Origin of the sequence: Streptosporangium sp. NPDC000396 (assembly GCF_042898655.1) — a bacterium.
Classification (GTDB): domain Bacteria; phylum Actinomycetota; class Actinomycetes; order Streptosporangiales; family Streptosporangiaceae; genus Streptosporangium.
On sequence record NZ_JBIAZA010000036.1, the window covers coordinates 70,985 to 89,032 of the forward strand.

21 protein-coding genes are annotated in these 18,048 nt (G+C 67.2%); 11 read left to right on the top strand and 10 right to left on the bottom strand.

Translation table 11 applies throughout. The annotated features are described in order from the left end of the window. Positions 1-55: 55 nt before the first annotated feature. Together ACFY2X_RS39955 and ACFY2X_RS39960 are read right to left on the bottom strand one after the other, a co-directional pair. Positions 56-1,342 (bottom strand): MFS transporter, encoded by a 1,287-nt coding sequence (locus tag ACFY2X_RS39955; RefSeq protein ID WP_389948379.1) that lies wholly within the window; start codon positions 1,340-1,342, stop codon positions 56-58. After that, positions 1,339-2,688: a M20/M25/M40 family metallo-hydrolase gene (locus tag ACFY2X_RS39960; RefSeq protein WP_389948381.1), complete on the bottom strand. Its 1,350-nt coding sequence runs from the start codon at positions 2,686-2,688 to the stop codon at positions 1,339-1,341. Before ACFY2X_RS39960 ends, ACFY2X_RS39955 begins: the two co-directional genes overlap by 4 nt. 73 nt (positions 2,689-2,761) lie before the next feature. Here ACFY2X_RS39960 and ACFY2X_RS39965 point away from each other — a divergent pair, with 73 nt between their 5' ends. Both ACFY2X_RS39965 and ACFY2X_RS39970 read left to right on the top strand, forming a co-directional pair. Further along, complete coding sequence (locus ACFY2X_RS39965; protein WP_389948382.1) at positions 2,762-3,313, top strand: winged helix-turn-helix transcriptional regulator; 552 nt, start codon at positions 2,762-2,764, stop codon at positions 3,311-3,313. 56 nt (positions 3,314-3,369) lie between these two features. Continuing rightward, positions 3,370-3,507: a DUF6192 family protein gene (locus ACFY2X_RS39970; protein WP_389948384.1), complete on the top strand. Its 138-nt coding sequence runs from the start codon at positions 3,370-3,372 to the stop codon at positions 3,505-3,507. A gap of 119 nt (positions 3,508-3,626) precedes the next feature. Here the strand turns inward: ACFY2X_RS39970 and ACFY2X_RS39975 are convergent, their stop codons facing one another. Further along, positions 3,627-4,388, bottom strand: coding sequence for an ABC transporter permease (locus ACFY2X_RS39975; RefSeq protein ID WP_389948386.1), 762 nt, complete (start codon positions 4,386-4,388; stop codon positions 3,627-3,629). Positions 4,389-4,397: 9 nt separating this feature from the next. Beyond that, complete coding sequence (locus ACFY2X_RS39980; RefSeq protein WP_389948388.1) at positions 4,398-5,213, bottom strand: ABC transporter ATP-binding protein; 816 nt, start codon at positions 5,211-5,213, stop codon at positions 4,398-4,400. Between the two features lie 728 nt (positions 5,214-5,941). Here ACFY2X_RS39980 and ACFY2X_RS39985 point away from each other — a divergent pair. Next, complete coding sequence (locus tag ACFY2X_RS39985; RefSeq protein WP_389948389.1) at positions 5,942-6,085, top strand: hypothetical protein; 144 nt, start codon at positions 5,942-5,944, stop codon at positions 6,083-6,085. A gap of 6 nt (positions 6,086-6,091) precedes the next feature. On the opposite strand, the gene ACFY2X_RS39990 is transcribed toward ACFY2X_RS39985, so the two are convergent. From ACFY2X_RS39990 to ACFY2X_RS40000, 3 genes are read right to left on the bottom strand one after another with little or no spacing between them, the layout of a single operon-like run. After that, entirely contained in the window at positions 6,092-6,418 is a 327-nt protein-coding gene (locus tag ACFY2X_RS39990) for a DUF1048 domain-containing protein (RefSeq protein WP_389948391.1), read from the bottom strand. Position 6,419: 1 nt separating this feature from the next. After that, entirely contained in the window at positions 6,420-6,776 is a 357-nt protein-coding gene (locus ACFY2X_RS39995; protein ID WP_389948393.1) for a DUF1048 domain-containing protein, read from the bottom strand. Continuing rightward, positions 6,773-7,099, bottom strand: coding sequence for a PadR family transcriptional regulator (locus tag ACFY2X_RS40000; RefSeq protein ID WP_389948395.1), 327 nt, complete (start codon positions 7,097-7,099; stop codon positions 6,773-6,775). The genes ACFY2X_RS39995 and ACFY2X_RS40000 overlap by 4 nt, the downstream gene beginning before the upstream one ends. Before the next feature lie 174 nt (positions 7,100-7,273). Between ACFY2X_RS40000 and ACFY2X_RS40005 the strand changes: the two genes are divergently transcribed. The 8 genes from ACFY2X_RS40005 (at position 7,274) to ACFY2X_RS40040 (ending at position 15,351) form a co-directional block, all read left to right on the top strand. Beyond that, on the top strand, positions 7,274-7,636 hold the full coding sequence (locus ACFY2X_RS40005) for a gamma-glutamylcyclotransferase family protein (protein WP_389948397.1): 363 nt from the start codon (positions 7,274-7,276) through the stop codon (positions 7,634-7,636). Positions 7,637-7,723: 87 nt separating this feature from the next. Next, on the top strand, positions 7,724-8,431 hold the full coding sequence (locus tag ACFY2X_RS40010; RefSeq protein ID WP_389948399.1) for a M24 family metallopeptidase: 708 nt from the start codon (positions 7,724-7,726) through the stop codon (positions 8,429-8,431). A gap of 163 nt (positions 8,432-8,594) precedes the next feature. After that, a complete protein-coding gene (locus tag ACFY2X_RS40015) occupies positions 8,595-9,503 on the top strand; it encodes a MerR family transcriptional regulator (protein ID WP_389948401.1) in 909 nt (302 codons plus the stop codon). Next, entirely contained in the window at positions 9,479-9,610 is a 132-nt protein-coding gene (locus tag ACFY2X_RS40020) for a hypothetical protein (protein WP_389948403.1), read from the top strand. Before ACFY2X_RS40015 ends, ACFY2X_RS40020 begins: the two co-directional genes overlap by 25 nt. Beyond that, the gene (locus tag ACFY2X_RS40025; RefSeq protein ID WP_389948405.1) at positions 9,607-10,407 is read left to right on the top strand and encodes an MOSC domain-containing protein; all 801 of its coding nucleotides are present in this window, start codon (positions 9,607-9,609) and stop codon (positions 10,405-10,407) included. The genes ACFY2X_RS40020 and ACFY2X_RS40025 overlap by 4 nt, the downstream gene beginning before the upstream one ends. 423 nt (positions 10,408-10,830) lie before the next feature. Next, on the top strand, positions 10,831-12,027 hold the full coding sequence (locus ACFY2X_RS40030) for a cytochrome P450 (RefSeq protein WP_389948407.1): 1,197 nt from the start codon (positions 10,831-10,833) through the stop codon (positions 12,025-12,027). Next, positions 12,024-12,167 (top strand): DUF1707 domain-containing protein, encoded by a 144-nt coding sequence (locus ACFY2X_RS40035; protein WP_389948460.1) that lies wholly within the window; start codon positions 12,024-12,026, stop codon positions 12,165-12,167. Before ACFY2X_RS40030 ends, ACFY2X_RS40035 begins: the two co-directional genes overlap by 4 nt. Before the next feature lie 25 nt (positions 12,168-12,192). After that, the gene (locus ACFY2X_RS40040) at positions 12,193-15,351 is read left to right on the top strand and encodes a BTAD domain-containing putative transcriptional regulator (RefSeq protein ID WP_389948409.1); all 3,159 of its coding nucleotides are present in this window, start codon (positions 12,193-12,195) and stop codon (positions 15,349-15,351) included. Here ACFY2X_RS40040 and ACFY2X_RS40045 read toward each other — a convergent pair. The 3 genes from ACFY2X_RS40045 to ACFY2X_RS40055 form a co-directional block, all read right to left on the bottom strand. After that, entirely contained in the window at positions 15,335-16,096 is a 762-nt protein-coding gene (locus ACFY2X_RS40045) for an ABC transporter permease (protein ID WP_389948411.1), read from the bottom strand. The two genes, ACFY2X_RS40040 and ACFY2X_RS40045, sit on opposite strands and share 17 nt — an antisense overlap. After that, positions 16,093-17,037, bottom strand: a complete 945-nt coding sequence (locus ACFY2X_RS40050; protein ID WP_389948413.1) for an ATP-binding cassette domain-containing protein — start codon at positions 17,035-17,037, stop codon at positions 16,093-16,095. Before ACFY2X_RS40050 ends, ACFY2X_RS40045 begins: the two co-directional genes overlap by 4 nt. Before the next feature lie 173 nt (positions 17,038-17,210). Further along, the gene (locus ACFY2X_RS40055; RefSeq protein WP_389948415.1) at positions 17,211-18,032 is read right to left on the bottom strand and encodes an SDR family NAD(P)-dependent oxidoreductase; all 822 of its coding nucleotides are present in this window, start codon (positions 18,030-18,032) and stop codon (positions 17,211-17,213) included. Positions 18,033-18,048 lie beyond the last annotated feature (16 nt).

An 18,048-nucleotide genomic window follows, 5' to 3' on the forward strand; every position in this document is an offset into this window, starting at 1 on the left:
CCGGCCCGGTGTAAGCCGGAAGCGCCTCCGGGCGACCTGCGAACCAGACGCGCCTTCACACCTTCTCGTGCTGGCTCGTCGGATTGATCTGGCTTGTCGTGTGGACATAGCGGTTACTGACCAGCACGCTGACGAGCGAGAGTGCGGCAAGCGCGACGAGCCAGAACGCCGGCGCGAGGGGCGTGTCGAGGGTCGCAAGCAGCCAGGTGACGGCGACTGGTGTGAGGCCGCCGAAGAGGATGGCACCCACGTTGTAACTGATGGACAGGCCGGTTCCCCGGGCTGTGGTCGGGAAGAGCTCGGCCATGCGGGCGGCGAGGGGCCCGGTGTACCAGGGTTTGATCAGTCCCATCAGCGTCATGACGATGGCCATCGTGGCAAAACTCGGTGCGGCTTGGAAGAGCAGGAACAGCGGGATGCCGGAGATGGCGATGCCCGCCGCCGCGATGATGAGCATCTTGGTCCGGCCGATGACGTCGGAGACGTGGCCGGCGAACGGAGCGATGAGCACCATGATGGAGCCGGTGATGATGACAGTGGTGAAGCTGGTCGACGCGGGCAGATTGTATTGCCGGATGGCGTACGTCGGCATGTAGGTGATCAGATAGGAGTAGGCGGTGGACACTGCGAGAATCCCGATGCAGAGCGCCATCCTGGTCTTGTGTGAGCGCAGTGTCTGTGCCACGGGCTGCTTGAGCTGGTGAGTGCGGCGCGCCTGGCTGAACTCCGGTGTCTCGCTGAGGTTCTTGCGGATGTAGTAGCCGACAGGGCCGAGCAGCAGACCGAACGCGAAGGGAACTCGCCAGCCCCATGCCTCGAACTGCGCGTCAGTCAGGGTGCTGCTGGTGATCGCGAGCAGCAGGGTGGCCAGAACTGTGGCGAACGCCTGGCTGGCGCCCTGCCAGCTGGCCATGAAGCCGCGCCGGTTGGCGTTCTGTTCGACGAGATAGCCTGTGGCGCTGCCGAACTCTCCGCCTGCGGAGAAGCCTTGCAGCATCATCGCGAGCACCATGGCGATCGGTGCGGCGATGCCGATCGTGTCGTAGCTGGGCAGGAATGTGATGATCAGAGTGGCGAGCACCATGATGCGGATGGAGGCCATCAGTGAGGGCATCCGGCCCGCGCGGTCGGCGTAGGCGCCGAGCACGAGCGCGCCGACCGGGCGGATGACATAGGCCAGTGCGACGGTGCCGAATGCCAGGAGCAGTGAGCTTTTCTCATCCTGGCTGGGAAAGAACTGTTTCGCGATGGTGCTGCCGGACAGGGTGTACGCAGTGAAGCTGAGCCATTCCAAAGCGTTTCCGACTGATGCTGCGGCCACGGGACGCCACTTGCCGGTCATATTGCACCACCGATGCTGCGCAGGACCGCGGCCGCGGTCACGATGCCGTCATGGAATCGGGTGAGTTCGAAGTTCTCGTTGGGGGCGTGGTTGCGTTCGTCGACGTTGGCCAGGGGAATGCCGTAGCAGGGTAGTCCGAGCCCGTCGGTGATGCCTGCGATCGGCAGGCTGCCTCCCATTGCGGGTGCGAACAGCGCTGGCTTGTCCGTCGTGGCGTTCACTCCGTCGAGCACCGCCTGCGCGTAGGGCGCGTCCGGCAAGGTGCGTGAGGGTTCCATCATGGCTTTGAAGACGAGCTCGGCATGGGGAAGCCGGGCGGCCACGTGCTTGCGTACCGCATCGACGACCGTGGCGGCCCGTTGGCCGCAGGCGAGCCGCATGTCGCAACGGGCGATTGCGACCGACGGGATCACTGACCGGTGTTCCTGATTGTCCAGGCATGTGAGCGAGTTGATGGTGAAGGTGGGCAATGCCAGCCGCTCGTTGACCCCGGCATCGCCGTACGGGTCCATGCGGTCGAGCCCGACCCCGGCGAGTAGCTCCTGTGGGGCCACGGGTAGCGCGTCGAGTGCCGCGCGCTCGGCGGTGTTCAACTCGGTGGTGCCGGCGTCGTAGCCTTCGATGAGGATGCGCCCATCGGGTGCCCGCATCGTCGACAGTAGCCACACCAGTTCCCACGCTGGGTTGGCCGCGACGTTGCCCCAGTTCCCGGAGTGCAACGCGGTATCCGCGCCCCGGACTGTGATCTCGAAACTCACCGCACCGCGCACGCCGAGCAACACTGTCGGCTCGTAGCTGTCGTGAACCGGCCCGTCGCTCCACACTGCGACGTCTGCGTTGAGGTCTGTGCGCATTCCTGCGAGCGTGGCCGCGAGGTGCGGACTGCCTATTTCCTCTTCACCGTCGAGTAGCACCGTCACCGAGCAGGGCAGCCCCTCTTTGCTTGCGTGCAGCGCGCGTATGGCGAGCAGTTGCGCGAGATGCTGCCCTTTGTTGTCGCCTGTGCCGCGCCCGTACATCCGGCCATCACGGATCGCGGCCTCGAACGGCGGGCTGTCCCACTGCTCGAGCGGGCCAGGGGGCTGCACGTCGTAGTGCCCGTAGATCACTACGTGTGGGCTGCCCTCGGGGCCCGGCGCGTGCCCAGCCATCAGCGGCCACCCGCCCGTCTCGACGATTCGTGGGGCGAGACCGCTTGCGGCCAGCAATCGCTTGGCGTGCTCGGCTGCTTCCGGCATGCCCTCCCCGGTGGCGCTGATGCTCGGTACCCCGATCCAGTCGGCCAGTTCCTGTTCGTGCCGTGCCTGGTTACGCGCTACGTAGTCCTTGATGTCCTCGATCGACATGCCACCGCCCTTTGCGATTGCTTCCACAAAGTGAAATCGATCCCAATAATGAACATCGGTTATACTGCTGTCAATGGCTGAACCAACGCTGTCGACGGCTGAACCGGAACCGCGCAGGCGGGCAACCCCGCAAGACCTGCGCGCCCTGACACACCCGCTGAGCTGGCGCATTCTGCGCCTCTGCCTGGAGAGATCACAGACCAACCAGCAGCTTGCGCAGCGGCTCGGCGTCTCGCCGGCCACACTGCTGCGCCGAGTGCGAGCCCTCACCGACGCAGGCTTCCTCACCGTCGAGCCACCCCGTCAGGGCGAACACGGAGCATGGGAACGCCCCTACCGTGCCACCGGTGTGACCTGGCGTCTCGATCTTGGTACGGATGCGGACCAACTGACCGCTCAGATCGACCTGGCCATCGTCGATGCTCACCGCGCTGAACTCGTCGAGAGCGGCTCGACCCCCAGCCGGCACACTCGACGCGCGATCCTGCACCTCGATGCCGAGGCCCGTGCGGAGCTCGACCAGCGGATCGATGCCCTCCTCGACGAATTCGAGAGCCGATCCACACCGGATGGCACGCCGATATCCGTCCTGTGGAACGCGATCGAGCAGCGAAACGCGCCGTAGCGTGGGCGCACCGGGCCGGACTGACCGGCGGCACCAGGCGGATTGCGGGCCTCGACATGGAGCGGCTGCAGCGGGTCCGGGTCGCAGCCGACTGGATCGAACAGGCAACGGAGACCGGCAGCCTCACCCTGGAGGAGGGCCTGGCCACCCTGCTGCGCGGGGAGGGCGGTCACGACGGACCACGCGAGCCATGAGGCCCGGCACTCGATGCCCAGCGCCTGGGTGGGTCTGCCGGTATCCGGCCTCCTTCGTGGTGAGGGGGTGGCACCGTGCCACCGAAATTGCTGGCTGATCGGTCTGTGGGGATAGGTACCTAGGCGATTTTGCGGTGGTAGGTGGCCATGGCGAAGATGTAGGCGACGATGAGGATGCCGACACACCAGGCGAGGGCGATCCAGATGTCGGTGCCGACCGGCTGCTGGGTGAACAGGTTGCGAATGGCGTTGACGATGGACGTCACCGGCTGGTGCTCGGCGAAGAAGCGCACCGGGCCGGGCATGGTGTCGGTGGGCACGAACGCCGAGCTGAGGAACGGCAGGAAGATGAGCGGGTAGGAGAACGCGCTCGCGCCTTCCACGGACTTCGCGGACAGACCGGGGATGACGGCGATCCACGTCAACGCCAGGGTGAACAGGATCAGGATGCCGGCGACCGAGAGCCACGCCGGCACTCCCGCCGCCGAGCGGAAGCCCATGAGCAGGGCGACGAGCACGACGACCACGAGCGAGATCGAATTGGCGACCAGCGAGGTCAGCACGTGCGCCCACAGCACGGACGAGCGCGCGGTCGGCATGGACTGGAATCGCTCGAAGATGCCGCTCTTCATGTCCATGAAGAGCCGGAATGCGGTGTAGGCGATGCCCGAAGCGACCGTGATGAGCAGGATGCCGGGCAGCATGTAGTTCACATACGAATCCGACCCTGTTTTGATCGCGCCGCCGAACACGTAGACGAACATCAGCATCATGGCGATCGGCATGATCGCGGTCGTGATGATGGTGTCCGCGCTGCGCGTGATGTGGCGCAGGGATCGTCCCAGCAGGACGGCGGTGTCGCCGAAGAAATGCTTGGTCATCGTTGTTCCTTACGCGTTCGTGCCGACGTTGCGGTCATTGCGGGCGGCGCCGTTCTTGCCGTTGTCACCGACGAGGGTGAGGAAGACGTCCTCGAGGGTCGGCTGCTTCTCGACGTATTCGACCTTGGCGGGCGGGAGCAGCTGCTTGAGCTCGGCGAGGGTGCCGTTCACGATGATCCGGCCCTCGTGGAGGATCGCGATCCGATCGGCGAGTTGTTCGGCTTCGTCCAGATACTGGGTCGTGAGCAGCACCGTCGTGCCCCGCTGGGCGAGTTCCTTGACGGTCTGCCACACTTCGATGCGCGCCTGGGGGTCCAGTCCGGTCGTCGGCTCGTCGAGGAAGATGATCGGCGGATTCCCGATGAGGCTCATTGCGATGTCGAGGCGGCGGCGCATGCCACCCGAATACGTCGACACCTTCCGCCCGCCCGCCTCGGTCAGCGAGAAACGCGTCAGCAGGTCATCGGCGATCTTGCCGGGATTCTTGAGGTGCCGTAACCGGGCGACCAGCACAAGGTTCTCCCGCCCGCTGAGGATCTCGTCGACGGCCGCGAACTGTCCGGTGAGGCTGATGGACTCTCGCACGTTCGCCGGTTGCGTGGCGACGTCGAAGCCGTTGACGCCGGCCGCCCCCGCGTCGGCCTTGAGCAGCGTCGAGAGGATTTTCACGATCGTGGTCTTGCCCGCCCCGTTGGAACCGAGCAGCGCGAAGATGCTGCCCCGCGCCACGTCGAAGTCCACGCCGCGCAGCACCTCCAGCTCCTTGTACGACTTCTGCAGGCCCTGCACGTGGATCACAGGCCCTCGGGCCTTATTGGCTGTCATTCAGATATCCGTTCTTTGTTTTGTCACGGCTTGTCGCCCGTGACGCGATCGCGATGGTGTTGGTCAGCCGTTCCCGCTCGCGGCTGATTCACTGACCCGGCGGGTGGTTCGCCAGGGGCGCCTCGGCGAACTCCACCGGGTCCTGCCCGACGGCTTCGCGGAGCGGGGTTCCGTCCGCCGCGCTCTGCTCGAACAGATCGGCGAGGCTCGAACAGATCGGCGAGATCCTCCAGCGTCGACAGCAGGCTGTCCGCCTCGTCCGGCGATCCGAAGGACCGCAGGTACCGCTGCAGCACATCGATCGCCGTGTGACAGGTGGCGGGAAGCCGCTGTGTGCGCGCCTTGCATGACCGATAACGCCGCGGTCCTCGATCGGGCCGGTGACCGTCTCCAGGTACTACCGGTAGCACCGCTTCGGCTCGCTCGGCCCTGGAGCCGGGGGCGGTCTTCGCGGTGAGCGCGCGGATGTGGACCTCGCCGCTGCCGGTGTGGAGGAGGTCGACCGGGCCGCGCCGATGAGCCGATGAGCGGCTAGAGTTCAGATTGGCAGTTCAACCGTGCTCTGCTGTAGCGGGCGCGGCCTCGGAGGGGGTGTTCCAGCACCCTCCTGGGGGCCCGTCCAACCGGACGGCGCCTACTCGCAGAAGACACGCAAGTGGCCATCAGGCTGCTCGAGCTCCACGACCGTCTCGTCGAGGTGCTCCACGAGCTCCTCGAGGTGTTCGGGCTTGAGTGGCGTCAGGAGGAACTCCATCGCCACCCGCAGGTACGCCTACAAGCTGCTCGGCTCGCCAGGGGCCGTCCAGGCATATGCCCACTGGCACGACAACGACGTCCCGATGGTCAAGGCGCCCGCCGGTGCCTTGGGTTGACGGGTGTTACTTCTCGGCGGTGCCGGGTTTTCCGCTGATGGACTCCTGATAGATGTCCGCGTAGGTGCGTGAGTCCTTGACCAGGTCGTCGCAGAAGGCGGCGACGTCGTTGCCGATGAGTTCCAGGACTCCCTTTCTGGCCGCGACGCCCTCCTCGAAGAAATCGACGATCCCTGAGAGCATGGGCCCGTCAAGCAAGTCGATCGGTCCGACCTTGAAGATGTACCTCTGAATCTCCTTGTAGACGATCTGGTAGTCCGGCGGGAGTGCCTTGACCCGCGCCACGTGCGCCCGCCACTGCTTCTTGCCCTCGATGATGTCTTGGATGCCCACGTCAGCCTCCTAGCCGGCCCAATTTCTTTGCGACGTTCCTGTTCAGCTGCTCGCGCCACCGGTCGCGATAGCTTCGAGCCCTTTCTTCGCCGGCCAGCGCCGCGCAGAAGCCCTCGATGTCGTCACCCAGCACCTCGTGAATGCTCTGCCCGTCGGAGGCTGTCTCTTCGAGCAGCCCCAGAGCATTGTCGAGAATCGGCATCAGGTTTCGACCTGTGAAGTCCGAGTAGGGAGAAATATGACCCTTGATCTCTTCCCACGCCGCCCGGTAGTCGGCCGGCAATGTCTCGGCTCGGGCTTCGAACGCCTTCCATTCCCTGGTGAGATCGCTGCCTGTCATGGTCTCCCAGAAGTTCATCTCCCGCCCTCCTTGAGCTTGTCGATCCGTGATGTGATGTACTCCCATTTCGCCCAGAACGTCGCGAGTTCTTTGCGCCCCGCGTCGTTGAGCGCATAGAACTTGCGTGGCGGGCCCAGCCCGGACGGTCGTTTCGTCACCTGGACGAGCCCGTTCTTCTCCAGCCGCAGCAGGATGGTGTAAACCGTCCCCTCGACGACGTCGGCGAAGCCGAGTTCGTGCAGCCGGCGCGTGATGGCGTACCCGTAGGTCTCCTCGCTGCCGATGATTTCAAGCACGCAGCCCTCAAGCGTGCCCTTCAGCATCTCCGTCAGGTCGTCCATCGTGGGTCCTCTTCGATCACTCCTGGTACTCGGTGGTATCGAGTACCAGTATACAGTACCACAGAGTAGTGGACCACGCCCAGCAGGCGGCGAGCACAGACCACGGAAGCGATTCGAATTTGGGCGAGCTGTGTGTTGACCTGTACCTCAGGGTGCGGGTTTATGGTTTCGGTCATGTTTGATCACCCTGTCGTTCTGTTCTCCTACGGCACGCTGCGCCAGTGCGAGGTGCAGTTGTCGGTGTTCGGCCGCGAGGTGAGCGGCACTCCGGATCGGTTGCCCGGCTACCGGCTGTCCATGGTGGAGATCACCGATCCGCAGGTCATCGCGATCAGCGGTGCCACCCATCATCCGATCTTGCAGGCCACGGGAAACGCCGCCGATGTCGTCGAGGGCACGGCGCTCCACCTGAGCGAGGACGAACTCGCCGCAGCCGACGACTACGAGGTCGACGACTACCGGCGTGCTCTCGTACCGCTGGCATCGGGTCTGCACGGCTGGGTGTACGCCGCTGATCACGACGGGCCGACAACGTGACCCTGTACATCCGCACCATGGACGCGCCCGGTGGGTCACCTCGCGCCGGTAGGGGCACCACGATTCGAAGAACGCAGGGGACACGGCATGACGTCTGATCATTCCGGGCCGGAGGAGGCTCGGCGGGTCGCGGGCCTGGTGGCGGCGCAGGAGAAGGCCATCGCCTTGTTCGGCGAGGTGGAGGCACGCGGACTGGTCGCACCTGGAGTCGGGGAGCGGGAGGTGAGCGATCGCATCAGGGACCTGGCCAACGACATGTTCGGCACGACCAAGCACTGGCACAAGCGGATCATCCGCTCCGGGCCCAACACTCTGCTCCCGTACCGGGACAACCCACCCGACCGCATCATCGGTGAGGACGACGTCGCCTTTGCCGACTTCGGCCCGATCTTCGAGGAGTACGAAGCCGACTTCGGCCGCACGTACGTCTTCGGCGACGACCCGGACAAGCATCGGCTGCTGCACGATCTGCCGCGCGTCTTTGACGCCGGACGTGCGGCGTTCGCGGCCGATCCGGATATCACCGGCCGGCAGCTGTACGCCGAGGTGGAACGGCTGGCGGGCGAAGCCGGCTGGGAGATCGGCATCTGGCACACCGGGCATCTCGTGGGGGAGTTTCCGCACGAGGTGAACAACGGTGCGAAGGCGGAGTCCTACATCACTTTGGAGAACGACACCCCGCTGCGGCGCACTGACCGTACGGGGAGGACCTGTCACTGGATTCTGGAGCTGCACTTCGTGGACCGGGCTCGCGGCTTCGGCGGCTTCTACGAGCAGCTGCTCGATCTGGCGTGACCGCTGCCCAGTGGTCTTCACGCTAGCGGCGTGTCGGAACGTTGACCCGGTAATTGATCTCGGCTGGTGAACCCGTCAGGCCGGCCGCCTTCGCAACTAATGACCTATGGGACCGACTGGTGCGTTGACCTGTACCTCAGGGTGCGGGTCTATGGTTCCGGTCATGCGAGTGGGTGAGTTGGCACGGCGTACCGGTGTCACGGTGCGGGCATTGCGCTACTACGAGGCGGTCGGCCTGGTCGTCCCGCGCCGCTGCGCCAATGGCTACCGGGAGTACGACCCGATCGCGGTGCGGCTGGTGGAGCAGATCCGGTCGCTGATGGCGTTGGGCCTTTCGGTGGAGGAGACGCGGCCGTTCGTCGAGTGCCTGGTCAGCGGCGCCGACTCTGGTGATCTGTGTCCGGCGTCGCTGGCCACGTACCAGCGAGCCATCGACCAGGTGGAACAGCGCATCACGCAGCTTGCCGAGCAGCGTGACAGGCTGCGCGCCCAGCTCGACGTGGCCGCGCAGCTCATGATGCAGCCGCAGTTCGGCCGGCGGCGGGTCATCGCAGCCGTAGACCCGGTCAGGCTCGTCGGGGCTGAGCTGCCGGATCTGGAGTTTGTGGCCACCGATGGAAGCAGGGTCCGCGTCCAGGCGCTCGGCCAGGGGCGCAGCGTGCTGTTCATGTATCCGCTGACCGGGCGGCCTGGCGTGGACCTGCCGCAGGGATGGGAGACGATACCGGGCGCGCGGGGCTGCACCGAGCAGGCGTGCGGGTTCCGCGACCACCATGCCGACCTGCTGAAGGCCGGTGCGGCGCGGGTCTACGGGCTGTCGGCGCAGTCGAGCGGGTATCAGCGGGAGGTGGCGCACCGGCTCCGGTTGCCGTACCCGCTGTTGGCCGACCCGCGTCTGACCCTGGCCGCCGCTCTCGGCCTGCCCACATTAGATGCCGACGAGATGACGCTGTACCGCCGGCTGACCCTCATCCTGGTCGATGGCCGGGTCGAGCATGTGTTCTTTCCCGTCGAGGAGCCGGCCGTTCACGCCGAACAGGTCATGCGGTGGCTGGCAGAGCATCAGCTCTGACGAGGGAAAGGCAGTTCCAATGGTGCAATCTCTTCTGGCTGCTGGAGCGGGTGACCGGCACCGTGCTGATCGGTTTCGGGCTGCGGCTGGCGATGGAGGGCAGGTGAGCGCGGTCCGGCGGCTGTACTCCTGCCTCTGCGAGGACATCCCGGGCCGAGCCGAACCGTCGCCCCTGCCGGTGAGCCAGGTCGCCGAGCTGGCGCGGTATCCGGTGAAGTCCATGGGCGGTGAGCGGCTGACCCGTGCACGCTTCACCTCCGACGGGGTCGCCGGAGATCGACGCTGGGCGGTCTACACCGCAGACGGCGGGATCGGCAGCGGCAAGACCACCCGCCGCTTCCGCCGCGTTGACGGTCTGCTCACCCTGCGCGCCCGCCTGGACGAGCCTCCCGCCGCAGCTCCAGGAGACGGTGAGGTGCCGCTGATGGTGTTCCCAGACGGGCGGGAGTATCGTGCCGATGACCCGGCGGCCGGTCAGGTGCTCAGCACGCTTCTGGGCCGGCCGCTGCAACTGCGTCGGCAGTCCTCCGTACAGCACCATGACGAGGCCCCCGTTCATCTCGTCACCACGGCCGCGGTGCGCAAACTGGAGCAGTTGCTCGGCGAACCCGTCGATGTCGCCCGCTTCCGCGCGAACATCGTGCTGGAGGCGGAGGGCGTCGGCTTCATCGAGGACGACTGGCAGGGCCGCCATCTCACCATCGGCGACCAGGTAGAGCTGTGTCTCGGGCCGGGAATGCCCCGCTGCGTCATGGTCGGCATGCCTCAGCCCCACGACAGGCTGGGACCCGATGCACGGCTCCTCAAGCTGCTCGGACACGCCCACCAGGTACGGTTCGGCCTGCAAGCCAGCGTCGTGCGCGGCGGCATCGTCCAGCGGGGAGACCTCGCCGTTCTCGGCTAGGAATCGTTACAGCGATTTCACCAACATTCTGGCCTGCAAAAACGCTCTTCAGTCAGGATCTTCCTGCGGGCTTTCGGCAGGTGGCGAACGTGGCCTGAGATGGGTGCTTCATCGACGCGAGCGGGCAGGCCATGCAGCGCCGGGCGGCGAAGGCGGCGTTGGCGATGACTCGGGTGACCTCGCGGCAGGCCTCCACCGACAGGTAGGCCTCGCTGCGGTCTCGGGGAAATTTTGGGCGGAGGTCCCGGCGGCGGCCAGGTCTGCTGCGGTGTCGTGTCAGCGGCCGTGTCAGCACGGCGACGGCCCGGTATCAGCGCGGTCGGCGATGGTGGACGCCATGAACGGTTCAGCGATTGCGGCCTCGGGGCTGCGAAAGGCATGTAAAGACAAGATCGTGCTCGACGGCTGATGAGAGGAATGACCATGGAACACACCGTCACCACGCTGCCGACCGCGCGTCAGCCCGGCTGCCCCTTCGACCCGCCGGCAGAGCTGATCCAGGCCCGTGAGCACGGCCCGATCAGCCGCTACCCCTTCCCCGGCGGAAAACCCGGCTGGCTGATCACCGGCTACGACCTGGTCCGGTCGGTCCTGGCCGACCCGCGGTTCAGTTCACGCAAGGAGCTCATGCTCCACCCGACCATCGACATCACCGGCATGGAAATCCCTCCGGCGCCGCCCGGGGAGTTCCTCCTCATGGACGAGCCGCAGCACAGCCGCTACCGTAAACCGCTGGTGGGCAAGTTCACCGTCCGGCGGATGCGACAGCTCACCGAGCGCGTCGAGCAGATCACCGCCGAGCACCTGGACGCGATGGAGAAGGCCGGGCCGCCGGTGGACCTGGTGACCGCGTTCGCCAAGCCCATCCCCACCATCGTGATCTGTGAGCTGCTCGGTGTGCCGTATGAGGACCGGGGCTCCTTCCAGGAGCAGATCGATACGTTCCTCAGCGGGGAGACCAGCGACGAGGACCTGATGGCGGCCTACATCGCGACCCAGAACTACCTCGCGGAGCTGGTGGCCGCCAAGCGCGCCAACCCCACCGACGACGTGCTCAGCGACCTGCTCGACAGCGATCTGACCGATGAGGAGCTGCGGGGGATCGCCCTGCTTCTGCTGGCGGCCGGGCTCGACACCACCGCGAACATGCTGGCGCTGGGCACCTTCGCGCTGCTGCGCAACCCGGCGCAGCTGGCCGCGCTGCGCGCTGACCCCGCGCTCACCGACCGGGCCGTGGAGGAGTTGCTGCGGTATCTGAGCGTCGCCAAGACCTTCTTCAGGACGGCATTGGAGGATGTCGAGTTGGGCAGCCACACCATCGAGGCCGGCACGACGGTCATCCTGTCGTACAACACCGCCAACCGCGACCCCGAGCGTTTCGCCGACCCCCACGTGCTCGACCTGCGCCGGCAGGACGGCGGGCACCTGGCCTTCGGCCACGGCATCCACCAGTGCCTGGGCCAGCAGCTGGCTCGCGTCGAGATGCGGGTCGCCTTCCCCGCGCTGGTCAGCCGCTTTCCCACCCTGCGCCTGGCCGTACCGGCCGAAGAGATTGCCCTGCGCCCGGAGACCGCGGACATCTACGGGGTGAAGAGCCTCCCGGTCACCTGGGACGCCTGACCGCGAGCCGGTGGCGGGCGCGGTCGCGTACGTCGGACGCCGACCGCGCCCGCGTCGCGGCGGCGCTCGGCGAGGCACTTGCCACGGGAAGACTCACCAGCGCCGATGAAGGTGGGCGGTGCGCGCGCAGTGGCGGTTAGTCGGTCGTCGCCACAGTTCGGCACAATGACTGATGTGCGAGTTGAATTGCTCGGACCGTTCGAGGTCCGGAACCGTGATGGGGCCGTGGTGGAGGTTCCTGGGATTCGGCTGCGCGCGCTGCTGGCCGCACTCGCCCTCGAACCTGGCCGGATCGTCACGCGTGCGAGGCTGGTGGACTGGATTTGGGGGGAACGGCCGCCCGCGGACGAAGTGAATGCCGTGCAGGCGTTGGTGTCCAGGCTGCGCAGGGTGTTGCCGGACGGTGTGGTCGAGGCGGATGCCGGCGGGTACCGGCTGGCCGTGGCTCCTGATGCCGTGGACGTGTGCCGGTTCGAGCACCTGGTGGGTCAGGCCCGTGCCGCCGAGCCTGCGGCGCGGGCGGATCTGCTGCGCTCGGCCTTGGCATTGTGGCGCGGTACGGCCATGGCGGACATCGCGCTGCAAGGCAGCGATGCGTTCGACGCCGCGGTCACGCGTCTGGACGAACTCTACGTTGCCGCGCTCGGGGATCGGGTGGATGCGGATATTCGCCTCGGCCGCGGCTCGGAGTTGGTCTCCGAGCTGACCGGGCTGGTTGCCGCGTATCCGCTGCGGGAGGGGTTCGTGGCGGCCTTGATGCGGGCGCTCGCCGAGGCTGGGCGTGGGACTGAGGCGTTGACCGTGTACCAGCGGACGCGCGAGCGGCTCGCTGAGGAGCTGGGCGCGGATCCGTCGGCCGAGCTCTCCGCGCTGCACACCGCGTTGCTCCGTGGCGAGCTGGGCGGGGGGGCGGAGACCCGCAGGACGAACCTGCGGGCCGAGCTGACGAGTTTCGTCGGTAAGGACGATGACATTGCCGCGGTCGCCGTTTTGGCCGTCGGGCACCGGCTGGTCACTTTGACGGGGGCGGGTGGCGCCGGCAAGACAAGACTGGCCACGGAGACCGCGCGGACGATGCTCGCCGAGTTGCCGGATGGGGCGTGGCTGGTCGAATTGGCCTCGGTGCCGGCAGGCGGTGACCTGGCGCAGGCCGCCCTTACCGCGATCGGCCTGCGTGACCAGGCACTGCTCGGTGATGCGCGGTGCGGGGAACCGATGGATCGGCTCATCGCCGCGGTCCGGGAACGCGTGATCTTGCTGATCCTGGACAACTGCGAGCACGTGATCGAGGAGGCCGCCGCCTTCGCGGATCGGCTTCTGGGGGAGTGCCGCAGGCTGCGGATTCTGGCCACGAGCAGGGAACCGCTCGGTATCACCGGGGAGGTGCTGTGGCAGGTCGAGCCACTCGCGCTGCCCGCGAAGGGTACGGATCCCGCCGAGGCCGGGTCCTCGCCCGCGGTGCGGCTGCTGCGGGACCGCGCGGAGCTGGTGCGCAAGGACATCGGCTCCGACGCGCACACCTTGTCGGCCATGGCGCGGATCTGCCGGGCGCTCGACGGGATGCCGCTGGCGATCGAACTGGCCGCGGCGCGGCTGCGCACCATGTCCATCGATCAGCTGGCCCGTCGGCTCGATGACCGGTTCCGTCTGTTGACCGGCGGCAGCCGTACGGCGCTGTCCAGGCACAAGACGCTGCGCGCGGTCGTGGACTGGAGCTGGGATCTGCTGACCGAGGCCGAACGCGGCGTGCTGCGGCGGCTCTCGGTGTTCTCCGGCGGGGTGAGCCTGGATGCGGCCGAACGGGTGTGCGGCGACGAGGCATTCGCCGGGGAGCAGGTGCTCGACCTGCTGACCGCGTTGATCGAGAAGTCGCTGCTGCTCGTCGACGGCGAGGGCACGCCGCGGTACAGGATGCTCAACACCATCAGGGAATACGCGGCGCACCGGCTCGCCGAAGCCGGGGAAAGCGAGCCTGCGCGCCGGGCGCACCTCGCCTACTTCACCGAGCTGGCCGAGACGGCCGATCCGCACCTGCGCACGGCCGAGCAGCTGGAGTGGCTGGCCACGCTCGCGGCCGAGCACGACAACCTCGGTGCGGCCCTGCGCGGGGCGATCGCCGAGGGATGGGCCCAGGAGGCGATGCGGCTGGTCGGGGCCGTGGGCTGGTACTGGTACCTCAGTGGGCATCGGACCGAGGGCACCGAGTTGAGCATCGCGGCGGCCTCGCTGCACGGTGAGGTGTCGGATGAGGTGCGGGCGATGGCGTGCGCCATCGTGACGATGTTCCTGACCTCCGGGCCCGGCCGCGATCAGTATCAGGCGCGGGAGTGGATCCTGGAGGCGCACCGGTTCACCCAGCGCAGCGGGTATCGGTATCGCAATCCGCTGCTGGGGTTCGTCGCCCTCTGGGAGCGGATGCTGCAGGGGCCGGCGGAGTTCCTGCCCGCGTTCGAGCCGCTCATCGCCGACGACGATCCGTGGGTGCGCGCGCAGGCCAGGCTCGCTCGTGGCCGATTGCGGCTCACACTCGGCGGCGATGAGACGGACGTCGACATCGACATCGAGACCGCCCTCGCCGAGTTCCGCGTGCTGGGTGACCGGTTGGGGATCTCGTTGGCGCTGTCCTTCCTGGGCGATCGGCTCGGCATGCGCGGGGAGTTCGCACGCGCGTGTGAGCACTACGAAGAGGCAGTTGTGGCGCTGACCGAGCTGGGCGCGACCGAGGAAGTGGTCGTCCTGCGGGCGCGGCAGGCTCAGCTGTACTGGATGCTGGGCGATGAGCGATCCAGCACGTTCGCCATGGCCGAAGCGCAGCGGTACGCGAGCGGGATCACCTGGCCGGACACGCTTGCCTTGCTGGCGCTTTCGGAGATGCAGCTGGTGCGCTGGCGCGGAGAGCCGGACAAGGCGCACCAGCACCTGGCCACGGTGCGGACAATGCTGGACGACGCGGAACTGAACGACTTCTTCCGCGCCAAGGCTCAGGACCTGTGCGGCTACCTCACCGAGGATCTCGAGAAGGCTCGCGCGCATCGGAGCGAGGCGTTCCGCGTGGCTGTGGCGACGACGTATCCGCCGCTGATCGCCGAGGTGTTGATCGGGATCGCGGACCTCGCGCTGCGCCAGGGACAGTACGAGCAGGCCGTGCGACTGCTCGCGGCAGGCGACGGCGTGCGCGGTACGCCGGATCGTTCGCAGCCGGACGCTTCCAGGATTGCCGCGGACACGCGGAATCGCCTCGGTGAAACCGTGTTCACCGAGGCGACGCGTGCCGGGCGGCAGCGGGATTGGCGTGAGCTGGCCGAGATCACCCTCGCTTCGTGAACGTCGCGCGCGCCCACAGGTAGCCGATCAACATGATTCCCGCGCACCAGGCGATGGCCGTGATGGCCGAGCCCGCCGACGGCGCGCCGGCCAGCAGCCCGCGCAGGGTTTCGATGATCGAGGTGAACGGCTGGTACTCCGCGAATTGCCGCGCACCCGCCCCCATCTTGCCGGCCGGCACGAACGCGCTGCTCAGGAAGGGCAGGAGCATCAGCGGGACACCGATGAGGCCCGCGCTTTCCGGCGACTTCGCCGCGAGACCGAACGCGATGGTCAGCCAGCCGATCGCCAGTACCGCCAACGCGACGATGCCGATCACGCCGAGCCATTGCGTGAAACTCGCCGACGGCCGGAATCCCATCAGGAACGAGACCCCGATGATGAGCGCGATGGCCACCAGGTTCCGTAGCACGGTCGCGATCACGTGCGCGTTCAGCACCGCGCCCCGGGACACCTGCATGACGCGAAGCCGGTTGATGAATCCGGTCGTCATATCGGAATTCACCGCGATCGCGGTGGGGCTGACCCCGTAGCAGATGGTCGTAATGATCAACCCTGGCGTCGCGTAATCGGCATAGTTGACGCCGACGTTGAACGCGTCGCCGAATATGTAGACCATCAGGAACATCAGAACGAGCGGCATGATGATGCCGTTGAACAGTGCCAGCGGATTTCGCGTCGTGTGCCGGAAGTTGCGCCGCAACATGGTCGCGGAATCCGCCAGGGAAGCCGAGATGCCGTTCATCGTGCGTTGATCTCCTTGCGCGCGTGCCCGGTAAGGGCGAGGAAGACGTCATCCAGGTCCGGTGTATGCACCGACAGTTCCTCGGCTTCGATGGAATGCGCGTCGAGCCGATCGAGCAGCGCGCGGAGCGACCGCACCCCGCCGTCGCCGGGCACACGCAAGGTCAGCTCTTCGTCGTCCTTGGTGGATTCGTGCAGGACCCGGGCCGCGACGTCGAGTGCGTACTGATCGGCGAACCGCAGCCGGACATGGCTGCCGGGAACCCGGCGCTTGAGCTCGTCGGCGGTGCCCTCGGCGACCAGCCTGCCCTGATCGAGTACGGCGATGCGGTCGGCGAGCTGGTCGGCCTCCTCGAGATACTGGGTGGTGAGGAAGATGGTCATACCGTCGGCGACCAGTTCCCGGATGATCTCCCACATGGTGCGGCGGCTGCGCGGATCGAGTCCCGTCGTGGGCTCGTCCAGGAAGATGATCTGCGGCTTGCCGACCAGCGTCATGGCGAGGTCCAGCTTGCGGCGCATGCCCCCGGAGTAGGACGACGCCGGTTTGCTCGCCGCTTCGGCCAGATCGAACTGGTCGAGCAACCGGCGGGCGATGTGTTTGCCCTGTGCCTTGGGCAGGTGCAGGAGATCCGCCATCAGCAGCAGGTTCTCCTCGCCGGTGAGCAGGTCGTCCACCGAGGCGAACTGCCCGGTGACCCCGATCGCCGCGCGCACCGCCTTGGTCTCGGTGACCACGTCGTGCCCGGCGACGACCACCTTCCCGGCGTCGGGGGTCAGCAGCGTGGTCAGCACGTTCACCGTCGTGGTCTTCCCGGCGCCGTTGGGCCCGAGCAGGGCGAAGATCGTACCGGCCCGGACATTCAGGTCGACGCCGTCGAGCACGATCTTGTCTTTGTACGCCTTTCGCAGCCCCGAGGCCGCAATCGCTGAACCGTTCATGGCGTCCACCATCGCCGACCGCGCTGATACCGGGCCGTCGCCGTGCTGACACGGCCGCTGACACGACACCGCATGGCCGACGGCGAGCGCGAGGGCTGGACGCCAGGTCTACTCCGGCGATCGGCTCCAGTGAGCGACCGGCGCAGGCTCGTCAGGCTGCCGGGCCACCGGCGTCATTCGTAGGAGGGCAGCGGCGGCAGGCCGCCGTCGAGCAGGGCGTCGACCTGAACGCGCAGGCCCTTGGCGTACTCGGGGTGGGTGAGCACGAGGAAACGTTCCTCGTGGATGGCCGCGACGACCTGCGCGGCCACATCGGCGGGGTCGATGCCCTTCACCATCACGTCGTCGATGATGCCCTGGGCGTCGTAGTCGTCACGGGTGCGCCCGATGGTCAGGTCGGCGGGCCGTACGCGCTCGGAGCGGTTGATCTGGGTGCGTACGGCCCCGGGGCAGAGCGCGGTGACGCGCAGCTTGGACCCGGCCATGGCCAGGTCCTGGGCAAGCGTCTGGGAGGCGGCGAACGCGGCGAACTTGCTGACGGCATAGCCCGCCATGTACGGCGCGGCGAAGAGCCCCGCCACCGAGACCGTGTTGACGATGTGCCCCTCGGTGTCCTGCTCGATCATCCGCGGCACGAAGGCCTGGATGCCGTGCAGGACTCCCCAGAGGTTCACGCCGAGCAGCCAGGAGAAGTCCTCGGTGGTGCGGGTCCACATGTGGCCGCCCTGGAAGACGCCGGCGTTGTTGCACAACACGTGCACGGCGCCGAGCTCGCCGAACGCGCGGTCGGCCAGGTGCCGCACGGCCGCCTCGTCGGACACGTCGGTGGTCTGGGTCAGCACCCGCCGGGCTCCGGTCTGGGCGGCGGTCTCCGCCAGCCCGCCCGGGTCGACGTCGGCCAGCATGAGGTCCATGCCTTCTGCGGCCAGGCGGGTGGCCAGTGCGCGGCCGATGCCGCTCGCCGCTCCCGTCACCACCGCTACTTTCCCGGACAATTCCCGCACCACAAAC

Bases quoted from the DNA above. Each gene is read 5' to 3' on its own strand.
- ACFY2X_RS39955 (WP_389948379.1), bottom strand. From the start codon at position 1,342: ATGACCGGCAAGTGGCGTCCCGTGGCCGCAGCATCAGTCGGAAACGCT.
- ACFY2X_RS40010 (WP_389948399.1), top strand. From the start codon at position 7,724: ATGACGTCTGATCATTCCGGGCCGGAGGAGGCTCGGCGGGTCGCGGGC.
- ACFY2X_RS40015 (WP_389948401.1), top strand. From the start codon at position 8,595: ATGCGAGTGGGTGAGTTGGCACGGCGTACCGGTGTCACGGTGCGGGCA.
- ACFY2X_RS39965 (WP_389948382.1), top strand. From the start codon at position 2,762: ATGGCTGAACCAACGCTGTCGACGGCTGAACCGGAACCGCGCAGGCGG.
- ACFY2X_RS39975 (WP_389948386.1), bottom strand. From the start codon at position 4,388: ATGACCAAGCATTTCTTCGGCGACACCGCCGTCCTGCTGGGACGATCC.
- ACFY2X_RS40030 (WP_389948407.1), top strand. From the start codon at position 10,831: ATGGAACACACCGTCACCACGCTGCCGACCGCGCGTCAGCCCGGCTGC.
- ACFY2X_RS40040 (WP_389948409.1), top strand. From the start codon at position 12,193: ATGACTGATGTGCGAGTTGAATTGCTCGGACCGTTCGAGGTCCGGAAC.
- ACFY2X_RS40050 (WP_389948413.1), bottom strand. From the start codon at position 17,037: ATGAACGGTTCAGCGATTGCGGCCTCGGGGCTGCGAAAGGCGTACAAA.
- ACFY2X_RS39960 (WP_389948381.1), bottom strand. From the start codon at position 2,688: ATGTCGATCGAGGACATCAAGGACTACGTAGCGCGTAACCAGGCACGG.
- ACFY2X_RS40045 (WP_389948411.1), bottom strand. From the start codon at position 16,096: ATGAACGGCATCTCGGCTTCCCTGGCGGATTCCGCGACCATGTTGCGG.
- ACFY2X_RS39980 (WP_389948388.1), bottom strand. From the start codon at position 5,213: ATGACAGCCAATAAGGCCCGAGGGCCTGTGATCCACGTGCAGGGCCTG.
- ACFY2X_RS39995 (WP_389948393.1), bottom strand. From the start codon at position 6,776: ATGAACTTCTGGGAGACCATGACAGGCAGCGATCTCACCAGGGAATGG.
- ACFY2X_RS40000 (WP_389948395.1), bottom strand. From the start codon at position 7,099: ATGGACGACCTGACGGAGATGCTGAAGGGCACGCTTGAGGGCTGCGTG.
- ACFY2X_RS40005 (WP_389948397.1), top strand. From the start codon at position 7,274: ATGTTTGATCACCCTGTCGTTCTGTTCTCCTACGGCACGCTGCGCCAG.
- ACFY2X_RS39970 (WP_389948384.1), top strand. From the start codon at position 3,370: ATGGAGCGGCTGCAGCGGGTCCGGGTCGCAGCCGACTGGATCGAACAG.